We start from the raw sequence: 14,461 nt of genomic DNA on the forward strand, positions 1-14,461 counted from the left end.
ATACATTGGGGCTTGCCATGCAGGTAAGCCCTAAGCACCTGAGTGCAAAGCATTATGGTTTTAGTTTAATAGAAATTTTAGTGGTATTGGTGATCATCGCCTTTGCCACCAAAATGGTGGTATACAGCTTAGATGGCGGCGCTGAAGAAGCGTTAGACAAGCAAGCAAATAGGCTGCATACCACCATTAATGCCGCATCGGAATTTGCGGTGCTTAATCAAATAGAATTAGGCCTTTTAGTTGAGCAAAATACGCTTGAATTTTTAGTGTTTGATGGCGAAAAATGGATTAGCTTTGATCGTGAAGCTTTATTTAAGCCAATTGAGATCGAACCCCAATTTAAATTAACACTTAATCTTGAAGACCTACCTTGGGCACAAGATAACTTACTAGAGCAGTCAAATTGGCGTGAGCTAATGAGTGGTAACAATGAAGACAGTTTATTAGAGCTTAAAAAGTTAAAAGTACCGCAAGTGCTTATTTTATCCTCTGCCGATGTAAGTGCGTTTCAGCTCATGCTTGAATTAAAAGATCAGCCAGAGCCGGTGTACTTTATTGAAGGTAAATTTGCAGCCCCAGTCGATTTTCGTCGAGAGCCCCAATAATGAAAAAATACCACGGGTTTACATTATTAGAAGTCTTAGTTGCACTGAGTATTTGTGCCATGGCGGGTATTGCGGCAATGCAAGCAACCGGTGAGCATATTCATCACTTATCAAGTATTGAAGAACAAACGTATGGCTCATGGGTCGCTGAGAATGTATTGGTAGAACAACGAACGAAAGGCGAAAAATGGCAAGGTAAAAATGGTACCCGCGGCAGTGAGATGATGGCGGGTATTGAATGGTTTTGGCGCCAAGATGTTGTGCCCACTGCCGACAAGAGCTTTGTAAAAGTCACTATTAATGTGTTTACGGATGATAAGTACGAAAATTCAATTTATGAGTTAAGCACTTACTTAAATAAAGGTAAGCTTTAAGTGAAGCAGCGCGGTTTTACATTATTAGAAGTGATGGTGGCACTAGGTGTGTTGGCGTTTGTGATTATGGCCACCCACCAAATACTTGATACCACAACGCGAGCTAAACAAGCATCAGATGAAAAAATTGCTGAACTAAATGGGTTACAAACAGCCTTCAGGCTAATGGATCAAGACTTTAGCCAAATGACTAAACGCCAAGTGCGTAATGAAGCTGGAGATTTTCAAGAGGGATACTTACTTGCTGGACGCTACATTTTAGAAAGCCAGCTTGATGGTATTGCCTTTGTACGTGATGGTTGGATGAATCCCATTAACTTACTCCCTCGCTCAGAGTTACAAGCTGTTGGTTATCGCGTCATTGATGACAAGTTAGAACGCGTATATCGCATTTATGTCGATCAACTCGATAATATGGAGCCTCGTAGCCAAGTTATTTTAGCCGCAGTCGAAGAGCTTAAATTTGAGTTTTTAGATGGTAGCGGTAAGTGGCAAGAAGACTGGCAAATTAAGGCATTACCTAAAGCCGTTGCGGTAACTATAAAGCAAATGGATGCGGAGCCTATCAGGCGTGTGTTTTTAGTGCCAGGACTCGGTAAAGAGCTACCTAAACCAGTAACTGAGGGGACTAACCCGTCGCAACCTAATGGCCGGGGTACGCCTTGATGAACCAACAATCTTCGCGCGGCGCGGCTTTGGTTATTGTGTTATTTATTGTAGCGCTTGCAGCTATTTTAGCCGTTGAAATGAGTGCTAATTTAATGGTGCAAGTACAAAGAAGTACCAATTTACAAAGTCAGCAACAAGCGAAATGGTATGCCTATGGTGCTGAAGAGCTAGCAATTAAAGGTTTAATTCAAAGTAAAAAAGACGATCCTGAAAAAACCACATTAGCGCAGCCCTGGGCAAAGCAAGGCGATGTAAAGTACCCTGTTGAGAACGGCACTTTAAGCGGCCAGTTGACTGATTTACAAGCGTGTTTAAATTTAAACGCGCTTGGGGTTGAGCCAGACCCAAATAGCGGTAATAAAACTAACCCAGCACATAAAGCGTTGTTTGCTATTTTAGAAAATATAGATGATTTACCCAGTGATGAATCAGAAGAAGGGATGGCCGACAGTGTGTTTGATTGGCTTGATGAGAACAGTATAACCTATCGCTCTGGTGCCGAAGAGGGGGAGTATTTATCTCGTCAGTTTCCATATATGACGGCTAATAGCTTATTTGCATCGGTGTCTGAACTGCGTTTAATTAAAGGGTTTAATCCTTTGGTTATGGAAAAAGTGCTGCCTTTTGTCTGTGTGATCCCAGGTAGTACGTTACTTTCAATTAATGTTAATACAGTCACTGAAGAGCAAGCTTTATTGCTCAGTGGCCTAATAGACGAACTGAGTGTTTCGGGTGCTCAAGCGGTAATTGCAGCGCGACCTGAAAATGGCTTTGATAATATTGAAGAGTTTTTTGAGTCTGTTAAACAACAAGGCGGCAAAAATATCAAAGCAGTAGAAAAGCTTTTTAGTTTAAAAAGTGAATATTTTAAATTACAAACGCAGGCAAAATTTGTTGATTTGCGTTTTTCGATGACCACATTACTGTATGCCAGCAATGGCGAGGTAACGATACTGGCGCGAAAATTTGGAGGCGTACAGTGACAGAGATACTGTTGATCCGCACGGGTCAAACCGAACAAGACTTGCTTAACTGGTTAATATACTCACCACAAGAACAAGAAATAATAGCCAGTGGCGAGTTACAAAATGCCAGCCAGTTAAGTGAACTAACTGAAAAAGCATCAACCCGAGAGCTCGTGGTACTTTTACCATGTGACCAAGTGCAATTAAAAACGGTGATACTGCCAACTAAATGGAACCGTAAGCTAGAGCAAGCACTGCCTTATATGCTCGAAGAGGATATTGCCTGTGATATAGACGATATCTATATAGCGCTAGGGGAGCCGACAATGGTTGAAGCGCAGCATGCAATTAGGGTTGCGCTAATGAATCGCGATTGGTTTGAGCACTGGTTAGAGGTGTTTGAGCAACACCAGCTCACTGCTCATAAAATAGTGCCGGATGGCTTGTTATTGCCCAGTGCAGAAGAGCCTTGTGTAGCGGCAATTGAGCTCAACAAGCAATGGCTATTTAAAAAAGGTGACTGGCATATCGGTGCGGTTGAAAGCAGCTGGTTAAAGGAATATCTAACGGCTTTAGGTAACCCTGATATAAAACATTACAGCCCTGCAGAGCAATTTCCTGAAACGCTTACCTTGCATCCGCAAACCAGTGATTATGAGCTGCCGTTAGCATTATTTGCTAAGCAGTTAGATCAGCTTAAATTTAATTTGCGTCAAGGGCCTTACACGATTAAAAAGAAAACGGCTTTATGGTGGGGTTACTGGAAAAGTGCCACCATAATTAGTGTTATTGCTTTGCTATCGAGTGTGGCTATTAAAGCGGTTGAATTACATCAGCTTAATTCGCAGCTTGAGGTAGCTAAATCACAAGTAGTAGAGCGATTTCAAAAAGCCTTTCCAGGCACGCGGGTGCGCCCTCACTTAATTAAAAATCAAATACAGGGAGCACTGGATAAAGTGCAAGGTACGAGCGATGCTGGCTTTTTAGATTTAACCAGCAAGCTGGTGAGTGTATTTTCACAAGTGAGCGAATTTACACCGCAAACCTTACGTTTTGATAAGCGCCGTAATGAATTACGTATTCGTGCTCGTGCAAAAGACTTTCAAACCTTTGGTAAGGTTAAAGCCATTCTTGAGCAGCAAGGTGTGACTGTTGAGCAGGGGTCGTTAAATAATGATGGTGATTATATCGTCGGCGAAATTAGACTGCGAGGTGCACAATGAAACAGCAGTTCATGAAATATTGGGGTTCATTAAAAGAACAAGAGCAGCAGTTAATAATGGTTGCGGGTGGTGTATTTATTATTTTTGTTTTGGTAATGGGTATATTTAGACCCTTAAATACGGCAATAGAAAATGCGCAACAATCACAAATAAAACAACAAGAATTGCTAGCATGGGTAGACGACAGTATCGTTAAACTTAAAGCAGCAGGTAAAGCGCAAGCGGTGAGCAATCAAAACCTCAGCCAAATAGTGAATAATACGCGCGGTCGTTACAGCATTAATATTAGTAAAATGCAGCCAAATGATAATTCACTTCGTTTAACACTCGACTCAGTGGAGTTTAATCAATTAATCCAATGGATTGACGAGCTGGTTAATCAGCATGGTTTAAGCGTAGAAAATTTAGATTTAAGCCAAGATGATAAATCCGGTTATGTACGCGTTAGCCGTTTAGTATTAGAGAAGTAGTTAATGAAAAAAATAATAATTTTATCCATCGTTTTTGTAATTAGCTTTCTTGTTTTTAGCGTTATTAAATTGCCCGCTGCAGTGGCTTTAAATTTTGCTAAACCTTACTTACCTGCGCAGTTAGAGGTAGGGCAAACTTTTGGTACGCTATGGCAAGGTCAAATAATGCAGCTTCGCTTTCAAGGTGAACAGTTGAACAATGTACGTTGGGATATATCAGGCTGGTCAATCTTTAAAGCTCAAGTAAATACTAACTTACGTTTTGGTAATCCTCGCGAACGTGATGACATTTCTGGGTATGCAGATATTAGTTATTCTCTCACAAATGATGAACTTAGAATAACTGATACTGTAGTGCGTTCAACGGTTGAGCGCGCTATGCAGCGCATTGATTTACCGTTACCGGTTACTGCTAAAGGACGCGTTATTTTAGAGCTCGATGAATACGTTTCAGGCGCTCCTTATTGCCAATCATTACAAGGTGAAATAGCCAGCCCTGATATTGATGTGCAAGGGCTAACTGGCTGGTTTAATATAGGCGATTTAAGCGGTAAGTTAAGTTGTAAGTCGGGCGATGTAGCCATACTTATTGAGCCAAATAATAGATTAGGGTTAGAGGCTGATGCTACACTAAAAGCCAATTTTGATTTTAAAGTAGCGGGATATGTTAAACCTGATCTCACTTTACCGAAAGAAGTTCATGACGCGGTGAAGTTTTTAGGTAGACCAGATAACCAAGGTCGGTATCCACTTAAATTTTAATATTTTATAAAAAAGAGTTTTAATGCAAATACCTCAGTTTACTGAGCAGCACGCCAAACTGCTCAGCGAGTTTTTAACTACCCAGCCCGGCGCTATGAGCCTTATTCAAAGCCAAGGTTATTTATTTGGCACTATTTGTTCACCTGAGCCATTAGAAGTACATCAATGGTTAGAGCAAATTCTACCTAATACCGCCAATGACCTTGATGAAGACATGTTGTTTTTGTTTATGGCATTACATCATCAAGTAAGTGAACAAGTATTTGAACTTGGTTATAAGTTACCCGCTGAGTTTGACCGTGAGTTTTGTCAGCAGTGGTCTGCAGGTTTTTTAACTGCAAGCCAAACGTATACTCATAAGTTACTCCAGAGTGAGCAACTAGATATTCAATACAAGCAAGCGCTTGAAAGTGCACAGGCGACTCTTAGCTTTTTTGCATTAGATAAACCAACGATTGCAAAGATTGCACAGCAAAATAATATCGATGAATTACATTTGTGTGCGCAGCAGTATGAATTAATGGGCGACTTTGCGTTAGGTTTTGCTGAACTTATAGAAATTGTCGCGCTTAATAGTGGTTTGTATACCGATGAAGGGTGGGATGAATAAGTAGGTAAAGCCTTAAGCGCCAATCTCTAATTCAATATCAGTGCAACCTTGTTTGCACTGTATTACTCCCTTACCAGGTTCGCTGGTGGCTAAATTTAACGTTAATACACCCTGGCAATGCTCACATTTAAGTGTTTTACCTTGTGCCAACTGCTTAAGCATAGTGCGGTGCTTGTGAAATGAGTTACTTGCTTTTTTATTTAATCCAGAAAAATCCATTATTTCACTCTCGCTTGCGCTAATGACTCTTTGATAATGCGACATACCGTTGTTAAACGTTCTGAATAAAAGTAAAGGTTTAGATCGCCTTGACGACAATAGCGTAGTTCAAACAACTTTACTGACTCATCATTGGTAAAGGTTTTATCAATATAGTCTTCTTCGGATCTTGAAAGTGCTAACTGTTTATTAATTTTGTTTCTTGTCATGGTTGCGACAGGAAAACGATCGACTTTAGTTGTGCTGCTTAACAAGCCTATACCATCACCGAGTAAGCGCTCACGAGGCTCTTTTACCAAGGGGTGATCAATGGTAAAAAATGCTAGGATCACAACCACTAGTATAAAAAATTTCTTCATAAATACACAAACCTTGATCCAAACAACACGTTAGTAGCCGGCAAGTGTAATAAAATACACCTTAAAAGCAAGTCACAAGTTGAATAAATTATTAGCAATCTAGTCAGTAATTTTAGCCAATATGCGTATAATAAGAGGAGTAATTAGATATTTCTGAAATATCTGAAAGTATACAAGTGCGACCTAAAGCGTATTATGTTTAGCATGTAAGTTGCTACACTTAGGCGAAAAGTACAAAAAGATTGCTGAATTTTTATTTCCTAGCGGCGTTGAGGAACTTCAATGGATAAGCAAATTAAAGTAAAAAACATACCAACAGAGGTTAAGATCCAAAAACCCGATCTGAGCCGTCAAGAAGATAGATTTAACCCACGCAACCGTATTTATGTGCGTGCTGTTTCAGGACTCCATCAATTACTAAGACAACGTATTGGCTTTTTAGGCATGCTGGCGTTTATGTTATTGCCATGGATCAACTTTAACGGTCAACAAGCTGTTTTATTTGAGCTAATGGAGCAAAAATTTAATATTTTTGGCTTAACCCTGTGGCCACAAGATTTCACCATTCTTGCATTTATATTTATGCTAGCAGCGTTTGCCTTATTTCTGGTTACCACTTTTTATGGTCGAGTGTGGTGTGGCTATACATGTCCGCAAACAGTATGGACCTTCATTTTTATTTGGTTTGAAGAAAAGTTTGAGGGCAGCGCTAACCAACGTAAAAAGTTAGATCAACGGCCGATGGATTTTGACAAGTTCTGGCGTAAAACAGCTAAGCACACTAGTTGGGTATTATTTTCTTTATATACTGCGTTAACGTTTGTTGGTTACTTCACGCCTATTCGCGAACTACTGCCTGAATTTGTTACCTTTAATGTAGGCGGTTATGCCTTAGTTAGTATCATTGTATTTACTATTTGTACTTATGGTAACGCTGGGTGGATGCGAGAAATTATGTGTTTACATATATGCCCGTATTCACGTTTTCAGTCAGCAATGTTTGATAAAGACACCTTTACTGTAAGCTATGATGAAACTCGTGGTGAAAACCGAGGGCCACGTTCTCGTAAACAAGACCCTAAAGAGTTAGGTTTAGGTGACTGTATTGACTGTAACTTGTGTGTGCAGGTTTGCCCAACCGGGATTGATATTCGTAATGGTTTGCAATATGAGTGCATAAACTGTGGCGCTTGTATTGATGCCTGTGACGGCGTAATGGATAAAATGAATTACCCTCGAGGCCTTATCTCTTACACCACCGAGCGTAATTTAGAAACACCGGAGAATAAAACCCATCCGCTGCGTCCAAAGCTGATTGGTTACAGTGTTATTTTAATCTTACTTACCGGTGCGCTGGTTGCTAATATCGCCATGCGTAAAACCATGGACTTTGATATTATTCGCGACCGTAATCAGTTGTATCGTGTCGATTTTAATGGTTTAGTTGAAAACACCTACACCTTAAAAGTAATTAACAAAGCACAATACGAGCAAACATTCTCTATTGATGTAACAGGGTTAGATAATTATAAATACTTAGGTGATACTACCTTTACAGTAAACGCTGGTGAATCGCATAATGTACCGCTATCACTGGTAATGGATCCTTATGATTTAAAAGCGCCAATGACCGAGTTTAACTTTGTGTTGTCGCCAATAAACGAGCCCGATAATAAAATATCGCAGCCAAGCAACTTTTTTAAGGCACGATAAGTCGCTTTATTAAAGGCAAACGAGCACTGTTATTAACAAAAAAGCGGGATATTCCCGCTTTTCTTTTATATAAGAAGTATATGAGTAAATTTAGCTTTATTGACTTAACTCCAGATCTTATTTTGGATGCCATAGAAAGCGTGGATATTTATGCTGAGTCAGGGTTGTTAGCGCTAAATAGCTACGAGAATCGGGTATATCAATTTGTAGCCGAGGGTGCAAAGCGTTACGTCGTTAAGTTTTATCGCCCTGAGCGCTGGAGCAAAGCGCAAATTCAAGAAGAGCATGACTTTGCTTTTGAACTAGCCGCCGCTGAAGTACCGGTGGTGGCGCCAATAAAACACAATGGGCAAAGCTTGTTTGAACATCAAGGGTATTTGTTTACTTTGTTCCCAAGTGTAGGCGGGCGTTTATTTGAGGTGGACAATTTAGATCAACTCGATGTGCTCGGGCGTTTAATCGGTCGTATGCATCAAGTAGCCAAAACGAAACCCTTTACCCAAAGACCGACCGTTACCTGTGATGAATATTTAGATACAGCTAAAGTTCATTTACAAAAAAGTAAGTTAGTCCCTATGGGATTAGAGACTTCCTTTTACACTATTTTAGATTTAGTCATTGCTCAAACTCAACAGCAATATAAAAATGTAGAAGGCATTCGCTTACATGGTGACTGCCATGCTGGTAATATCCTATGGGCAGGAGATGCATTAATGTTTGTTGATTTAGACGATAGCCGTCAAGGTCCTGCAATTCAAGATTTATGGATGATGCTCAGTGGCGATCGACAAACACAGCTGTTACAGTTAGACACTTTAGTGAATGCATATGAAGAGTTTTGCGATTTTGATCACTCACAACTTAAGCTGATCGAACCGCTTCGGGCTATGCGTATGATTCATTACATGGGGTGGGTTGCAAAACGTTGGAGTGATCCTGCTTTTGTACGGAACTTTTCATGGTTTGCAGATGACAAATACTGGGAGCAACAAATTTTAGCGCTTAAAGAGCAGTTTGCAGCTTTGCAAGAAGCCCCGTTAAAATTATTGCCATAATATTTTTATTTAAAAAGAAGTATAACGAGATATTCATGCTTAAAAAATTAAAACTAAGTTTACTGATCCTATGTTTACCTTTTGCAGCATTAGCTGCTAACTTTGAAGCGGGTAATCAATACACTGTAATTGATGTTGAAAAAAGTAAAACCCCGAATGTAACCGAGTTTTTCTCTTTCTATTGCCCACATTGTTTTAAATTTGAGCCGGTAGCCAAAGGGATTGCAGAAAACTTACCTGAAGGGGCTGAATTTGTAAAAAATCATGTCAACTTTTTGGGAGGCGTTTCACCACAAGCTCAAAGTAATTTAAGCTTTGCTTACTTAATCGCAAAGAAACACGGTCAAGCTGAAGCGGTAACAGCGCAAATTTTTAAAAGCATTCATATACAACGTGCGCCATTAACTGAAATTAAAGACGTTAAAAAGTTATTAGAGCTTAATGCAATTGATAACACGACATTTGATAACGACATCGCCAGTTTGCCTATCATAGCAGCTGAACGTGCCATGCAAGATAAACAGAATAAATATTCTGAACTTGGTGCATTAACTGGCGTGCCTACATTTATCGTAAATGACAAATACAAAATCAATATTAATACAATCAAGAGCCAACAAGAACTTGATGAGTTAATTAGCTTTTTACTAAAACTATAATTTTTGGAGCACCACAATAATGATCAAATTAGTTAAAGCAGGGTTACTTGCTGTATTACTCCCTTTAGCTGCAACCAGTTTTGCTGCCACTTACGAAGAGGGCGTGCATTACGATGTCGTCTCTGATCGTGCAACCAGAAAACCAGAAGTAAAAGAGTTTTTCTCTTTTTACTGTCCTGCATGTAATAACATGGAACCACTGCTGGCCGAGATCAAACCTAAGCTAGATAAAAACGTAAAGTTTAAGAAAAGCCATGTAGATTTTGTGGGTGTACGTGACCCAGAACATCAAACCATGATCAGCCAAGCATTAGCTACAGCTGAAGTACTACCTCAAAAAGATAAAATTATTTCAGCGATGTTTGATCATATCCATGCAAAGCGTGCACGATTTAATGAGTTGGCAGATGTAAAAGATGTATTTTTAGCGCAAGGCGTAGATGGCGACAAGTTTGATAAATTATTTGAAAGCTTCTCGGTACGTACACTTAGCTCTAAAATGAAACGCGACCAAGATTACTTTAAAGGCAAAGGAGCACTTCGTGGCGTTCCTACGTTTATCGTTAATGGTAAATACAAGCTTAACTTAGGTGGCGAGTCAGGCATTTCATCGCCAGAAGATGTAAGCGCACTTATTAACTACTTAGCAAATAAATAAGTAGTTTAGTGAAATAAAAAAGCTCCGAAAGGAGCTTTTTTATTTGGAGAAGAAAATTCATTATGGAAAAAATTTTAATCTCAAGTTGTTTGTTAGGTTTGCCAGTTCGTTATGATGGTAAAGGACAAACAATATTGCACCCTCAACTTAATTTGTGGCAAAAGCAAAATAGATTAATTGTATTTTGTCCTGAGATTGCTGGTGGTTTACTCGTGCCTAGAGCGCCCGCTGAGATAAAGCAAAATCGAGTTATTACAAATACTGCTGAGGATGTAACAAGTGCATTTGAAGCTGGCGCTAATAAAGCATTAGCCCTTTGTAATAAGCATAATATTCGCTTTGCTTTACTAAAAGAGTCTAGTCCTTCGTGTGGCCGTAATACAATTTATGATGGAAGCCATAGTGGGGTGAAAGTAAAAGGCATGGGGCTGACCGCTAAGTTATTGGTAAAGAATCAAGTTAAAGTATTTAGTGAAGAGCAAATACCAGCACTTATCAAGGCGCTGGTATTATAGTATTAGATTTTATTTTTTCTGTAAAAATACACCAGATTCAATATGGTGTGTGTAAGGGAACTGATCAAATATTGCAAAGCGCTTAACCTCATGGGTTTGCGTTAAGTGTTCAAGGTCACGCTCTAATGTGTCTGGGTTACATGAGATATAAATAATATTTTCATAATTAGCCACTAAGTCACACGTAAGCGTGTCCATGCCTGCTCTAGGCGGGTCGACTAAGATGGTTTGGCAGTTGTAACTACTCAAGTCAATGCCATCTAAGCGAGAGAAAGTACGCTCGCCTTTCATTGCCTGAGTAAACTCTTCGCTCGACATGCGAATAATATCTAAGTTAGTTACTTGGTTTTGAGCAATATTATATTGCGCTGAATGCACCGACGATTTTGATATTTCCGTCGCCAGCACTTTATTAAATGAACCAGCAAGTGCAATAGAAAAGTTTCCATTACCACAATACAGCTCTAGTAAATCATTGTTTAGTGGTTTACATAACTCTTGTGCCCACTCTAACATTTTAATATTCACCTTCGCATTAGGCTGAGTAAAGCTATTTTCTACCTGTTGATAGATTAGCTCTTGGCCATTCACCATTAAGCGCTCAGTAACAAAGTCATCGCCCAATTTTTCTTTTTGCTTACGTGCACGGCCAATAAAGTCAATTTTGTACTGGCTACTTAGCTTTTCCTTTAAGGCATTGATCTCAGTTAACCAGTGTTCATCAAGTGGCTTGTGATATAGCAAGCTCACTAAAATTTCACCACTGAGGGTTGATAAATAATCTATTTGAAATAATTTACGACGTAGTACTTCGCAGCCTTTTAAATTATCAATCATCACCTGCATAATTTCACCTACTAAAGGAGCTGCAGGGTCAAAGGTATCAACACGTATTTTATCTTTTGTTTGTTGATCAAACATAATATGAAACAGATCGTCACCATCGTGCCATACTCTAAATTCTGCACGTTGGCGGTAGTTAATGGGCTCAGAGCTAAATACTTCTAACTGTTTTACACCGAAACGTTGAAATTGCTCTGTAATACGCTGCTCTTTTTCATTTAATTGTGCATCGTACTGCGTGGTATCTATATTTATAACTGCCATTAACGGTATAACCTTATCGTTGAGATCTGTTTATCGGCGCTATTGTAGGGAGCGAAGCGTATTTGTCTAGTTTTGATCAAATATAGTGAGCTTTTTTTGAGCATTTTACTACAGTATAGGCTTACTTGGCCGATATAAGAGTAAGTCTAAATAGGAGTCTTCTCATGAAAATAGGTAACTTTAGTTTTGTTCCAAACAGTAATGCTAATAAATACAATACTAATCAAGCAATGCCACAGCCTAAAATAGACTCGCCACCAACTAGTTATCAGCAACGAGGAAAAGAACTGGCTGCTGCCGTATTAGGTGACAAAATGGCAAAAGAACTAGGTTTGCCGGTCGCTGAAACCAAAAAAGACAAACCACTGTTTGATTTTAATGAAGTCGTTAAAAATGTTTTAGACTTTGTAACAAGCTCGGTAAATAAAGCCAAAGCCAATGGTGCTAATGATGAGAAACTACAAGATATACTTAGCCAGGCACGTAAAGGAGTGCAGACGGGTGTTGATGAGGCTGTGGATGAACTAAAAGGCATGGGGGTATTCAATCAAGACCTTGAAGAGGGTATTGATAAATCAAAAGAGGGTATTTTTAGTGGCCTCGATAAATTTGAGCAGAACTTATTTAACCCACAACCTGCAAGCGTTACTGTTAGCCAGGCGCAATATGTAAGTTTAAGCAATAGTGCTGATTATACATTTACCACAGCAGAAGGTGATGAGGTGAGTATTAGCTTTGCAGATGCTTACCAATCGCAATCATCTAGTCGCTATCAAAAAACAGATGATTCACAATCATTTAGTACGCAATTTTCTGAATCCCGTGAGCTCTCTTTCTTGATGTCAGTAAACGGTGAGCTTAATGAAGACGAGCAGCAAGCCATAAATGATTTAATGGCAGAGTTACAAGATGTCAGTAAAACCTTTTTCAGTGGCGATTTAGATAAAGCATTTGAACAAGCCCAAGAACTCAGTTTAGGGAATGAACAGCTGGTGGCATTCTCAATGGACTTACGTCAAAGCAAAACCGTTGCTGCCATTAAAGAGTATGAACAAATTAAGCCAGCATCAGAAAAAGCCATTGCCGAAACTGTTGCCCCTTTTAATGATGATCTAAAATCGGCTTACTCTAAAGCGCAAACCCTAGGATTAGAAAGTCAGCTATCAGGTATCATTCAATGGCTAAATCAAGATCAACAAGAAATAGATAAACTGGTTGATTACACTAACACCATGTTTGAAAACTTAGATAAATTAAACGCCGCTACTGCAAAGCTAGGCACTGAGTAAAACTACTTTCTTTTACAAAAGCCACATGGCAAACTGCCGTTCTTAGTAAAGAGTAGGAATGGTAGTTTGTCAGCGCACATCATGGTATTTGATTCAGGTATAGGTGGAACCACCGTGCTTGAGCATATTCAGCAAAGCATTCCTCATGCTCAATACAGCTATTTTATGGATAATGCATTATTGCCATATGGCGCACAGTCGCAACAAACCATCATTCATCGCCTATGTGGATTGATTCAATTTATTGAAGATGAGTCACTAAATGTCGACTTAATTGTTATAGCCTGCAATACCGCCTCAACATCAGCGTTAAGTTCGGTACGTCAAATTACCGATATTCCTATTGTTGGGGTAGTACCTGCAATTAAACCCGCAGCGCAATTAACGCAATCAAAGCATATAGGTTTATTGGCAACTCCCGCAACGGTATCAAGCCCGTATACTGATGCACTTATAAAAGAACATGCCTCATCGATAACCACAAGTTTATATAGTAGTGTTGAACTGGTTACTTTGGCAGAGACTCTCTTTTTTACCCAGCACTTAGATATCGATAAGTTGCACACTGAGTTAGACCGATTAAATATTAATAAAGATATCGATGTACTGGTATTAGGCTGTACTCACTTTCCTATTTTAGCTAAACCAATCAGTGATTACTTTAATACGCAAGTACAGTTATTAGACTCTGGTGCGGCCATTGCTAAGCGAGTTAGTTCTTTACTCAAATTAAGTGATAATCAAGCAGGCATAAAAAAGCCGCTGCACTATTATGCAACGGCTGATGTATGTAGTGATAAACTAGCGGTTAAGCAAGTTACACTGTTTGATCCGACTCTGAACGATAAGAGTTAGAATCATCTTCTTGTTTTTGTTTTGCTTCACGTACTTTCAAAGTACGTTGTTGGAACTCACTATCGTTTAGCTTAGCAATTGCATTATCAGCATCTGCTTGTGCCATTTCAACAAAGCCAAAACCGCGACGCTTGCCAGTATTCTTATCTTTTAACAAACGAACGTTAAATACTTTGCCTTGCTCTTCAAATAAAGTACGAACTACACCTTCATTTGCACGATAAGGAAGATTGCCAACATAAAGTGTTTTTGTTTTTACTTCGGCTTCTTCTGTACTTACTGATGACATTGCAGCAATAACAAGTCCACCAATTAATAAACCGGCACCGAATAGAAGTGCAGGGTCTAATGCTA

Annotated in this window: 19 protein-coding genes (1 of these 19 running past the window's edge); 15 read left to right on the top strand and 4 right to left on the bottom strand. The window is 39.3% G+C overall.

What is annotated here, in order from left to right; all coding sequences use genetic code 11:
• Positions 1-17: 17 nt before the first annotated feature.
• Genes PTET_RS03555 through PTET_RS03590 form a run of 8 tightly spaced genes read left to right on the top strand, consistent with a single transcriptional unit; the run spans position 18 to position 5,678 of the window.
• Positions 18-605 (top strand): prepilin-type N-terminal cleavage/methylation domain-containing protein, encoded by a 588-nt coding sequence (locus PTET_RS03555; protein ID WP_013464252.1) that lies wholly within the window; start codon positions 18-20, stop codon positions 603-605.
• Positions 605-979 carry a type II secretion system minor pseudopilin GspI gene (gene gspI, locus PTET_RS03560; RefSeq protein ID WP_013464253.1) on the top strand — a complete coding sequence of 125 codons (375 nt, stop codon included), beginning with the start codon at positions 605-607 and terminating at the stop codon, positions 977-979. Before PTET_RS03555 ends, gspI begins: the two co-directional genes overlap by 1 nt.
• Complete coding sequence (gspJ, locus tag PTET_RS03565; RefSeq protein WP_013464254.1) at positions 980-1,645, top strand: type II secretion system minor pseudopilin GspJ; 666 nt, start codon at positions 980-982, stop codon at positions 1,643-1,645.
• A complete protein-coding gene (gene gspK / locus PTET_RS03570; protein ID WP_013464255.1) occupies positions 1,645-2,631 on the top strand; it encodes a type II secretion system minor pseudopilin GspK in 987 nt (328 codons plus the stop codon). Before gspJ ends, gspK begins: the two co-directional genes overlap by 1 nt.
• Positions 2,628-3,836 (top strand): type II secretion system protein GspL, encoded by a 1,209-nt coding sequence (gene gspL / locus PTET_RS03575; protein WP_013464256.1) that lies wholly within the window; start codon positions 2,628-2,630, stop codon positions 3,834-3,836. The genes gspK and gspL overlap by 4 nt, the downstream gene beginning before the upstream one ends.
• Positions 3,833-4,306 carry a type II secretion system protein GspM gene (gspM, locus tag PTET_RS03580; protein ID WP_013464257.1) on the top strand — a complete coding sequence of 158 codons (474 nt, stop codon included), beginning with the start codon at positions 3,833-3,835 and terminating at the stop codon, positions 4,304-4,306. The genes gspL and gspM overlap by 4 nt, the downstream gene beginning before the upstream one ends.
• Before the next feature lie 3 nt (positions 4,307-4,309).
• Positions 4,310-5,068 carry a type II secretion system protein N gene (locus tag PTET_RS03585; protein ID WP_013464258.1) on the top strand — a complete coding sequence of 253 codons (759 nt, stop codon included), beginning with the start codon at positions 4,310-4,312 and terminating at the stop codon, positions 5,066-5,068.
• 22 nt (positions 5,069-5,090) lie between these two features.
• Positions 5,091-5,678 carry a UPF0149 family protein gene (locus PTET_RS03590; RefSeq protein ID WP_013464259.1) on the top strand — a complete coding sequence of 196 codons (588 nt, stop codon included), beginning with the start codon at positions 5,091-5,093 and terminating at the stop codon, positions 5,676-5,678.
• A 12-nt stretch (positions 5,679-5,690) separates the two neighbouring features.
• On the opposite strand, the gene PTET_RS03595 is transcribed toward PTET_RS03590, so the two are convergent.
• Complete coding sequence (locus tag PTET_RS03595) at positions 5,691-5,897, bottom strand: hypothetical protein (protein WP_013464260.1); 207 nt, start codon at positions 5,895-5,897, stop codon at positions 5,691-5,693.
• Positions 5,897-6,256, bottom strand: a complete 360-nt coding sequence (locus tag PTET_RS03600) for a hypothetical protein (protein WP_013464261.1) — start codon at positions 6,254-6,256, stop codon at positions 5,897-5,899. The genes PTET_RS03595 and PTET_RS03600 overlap by 1 nt, the downstream gene beginning before the upstream one ends.
• Positions 6,257-6,538: 282 nt before the next feature.
• Here PTET_RS03600 and ccoG point away from each other — a divergent pair, with 282 nt between their 5' ends.
• The 5 genes from ccoG (at position 6,539) to PTET_RS03625 (ending at position 10,856) form a co-directional block, all read left to right on the top strand.
• Positions 6,539-7,969 (top strand): cytochrome c oxidase accessory protein CcoG, encoded by a 1,431-nt coding sequence (gene ccoG, locus PTET_RS03605; protein WP_013464262.1) that lies wholly within the window; start codon positions 6,539-6,541, stop codon positions 7,967-7,969.
• Between the two features lie 80 nt (positions 7,970-8,049).
• Positions 8,050-9,024, top strand: coding sequence for a serine/threonine protein kinase (locus PTET_RS03610; protein ID WP_013464263.1), 975 nt, complete (start codon positions 8,050-8,052; stop codon positions 9,022-9,024).
• A 35-nt stretch (positions 9,025-9,059) separates the two neighbouring features.
• On the top strand, positions 9,060-9,683 hold the full coding sequence (locus PTET_RS03615; protein WP_013464264.1) for a thiol:disulfide interchange protein DsbA/DsbL: 624 nt from the start codon (positions 9,060-9,062) through the stop codon (positions 9,681-9,683).
• A gap of 19 nt (positions 9,684-9,702) precedes the next feature.
• Positions 9,703-10,341, top strand: a complete 639-nt coding sequence (locus tag PTET_RS03620) for a thiol:disulfide interchange protein DsbA/DsbL (RefSeq protein WP_008113400.1) — start codon at positions 9,703-9,705, stop codon at positions 10,339-10,341.
• A gap of 62 nt (positions 10,342-10,403) precedes the next feature.
• Positions 10,404-10,856, top strand: a complete 453-nt coding sequence (locus PTET_RS03625; protein ID WP_008113397.1) for a DUF523 domain-containing protein — start codon at positions 10,404-10,406, stop codon at positions 10,854-10,856.
• A gap of 9 nt (positions 10,857-10,865) precedes the next feature.
• On the opposite strand, the gene trmA is transcribed toward PTET_RS03625, so the two are convergent.
• Positions 10,866-11,963, bottom strand: coding sequence for a tRNA (uridine(54)-C5)-methyltransferase TrmA (trmA, locus tag PTET_RS03630; protein ID WP_013464265.1), 1,098 nt, complete (start codon positions 11,961-11,963; stop codon positions 10,866-10,868).
• Between the two features lie 164 nt (positions 11,964-12,127).
• On the opposite strand from trmA, the gene PTET_RS03635 reads away from it, so the two are divergent.
• Entirely contained in the window at positions 12,128-13,252 is a 1,125-nt protein-coding gene (locus PTET_RS03635) for a DUF5610 domain-containing protein (protein ID WP_013464266.1), read from the top strand.
• Between the two features lie 66 nt (positions 13,253-13,318).
• Entirely contained in the window at positions 13,319-14,107 is a 789-nt protein-coding gene (murI, locus tag PTET_RS03640) for a glutamate racemase (protein WP_013464267.1), read from the top strand.
• Here the strand turns inward: murI and PTET_RS03645 are convergent.
• Positions 14,070-14,461, bottom strand: partial view of an RNA recognition motif domain-containing protein gene (locus PTET_RS03645; RefSeq protein WP_013464268.1) — the 3' portion only. Its footprint extends 88 nt past the window's final position; 392 of the gene's 480 nt are visible here — the last part of the coding sequence; the start codon falls outside the window, past its right edge; the stop codon is at positions 14,070-14,072. The genes murI and PTET_RS03645 overlap by 38 nt on opposite strands.

Source organism: Pseudoalteromonas tetraodonis, from assembly GCF_002310835.1.
Taxonomy (GTDB): Bacteria; Pseudomonadota; Gammaproteobacteria; order Enterobacterales; family Alteromonadaceae; genus Pseudoalteromonas; species Pseudoalteromonas tetraodonis.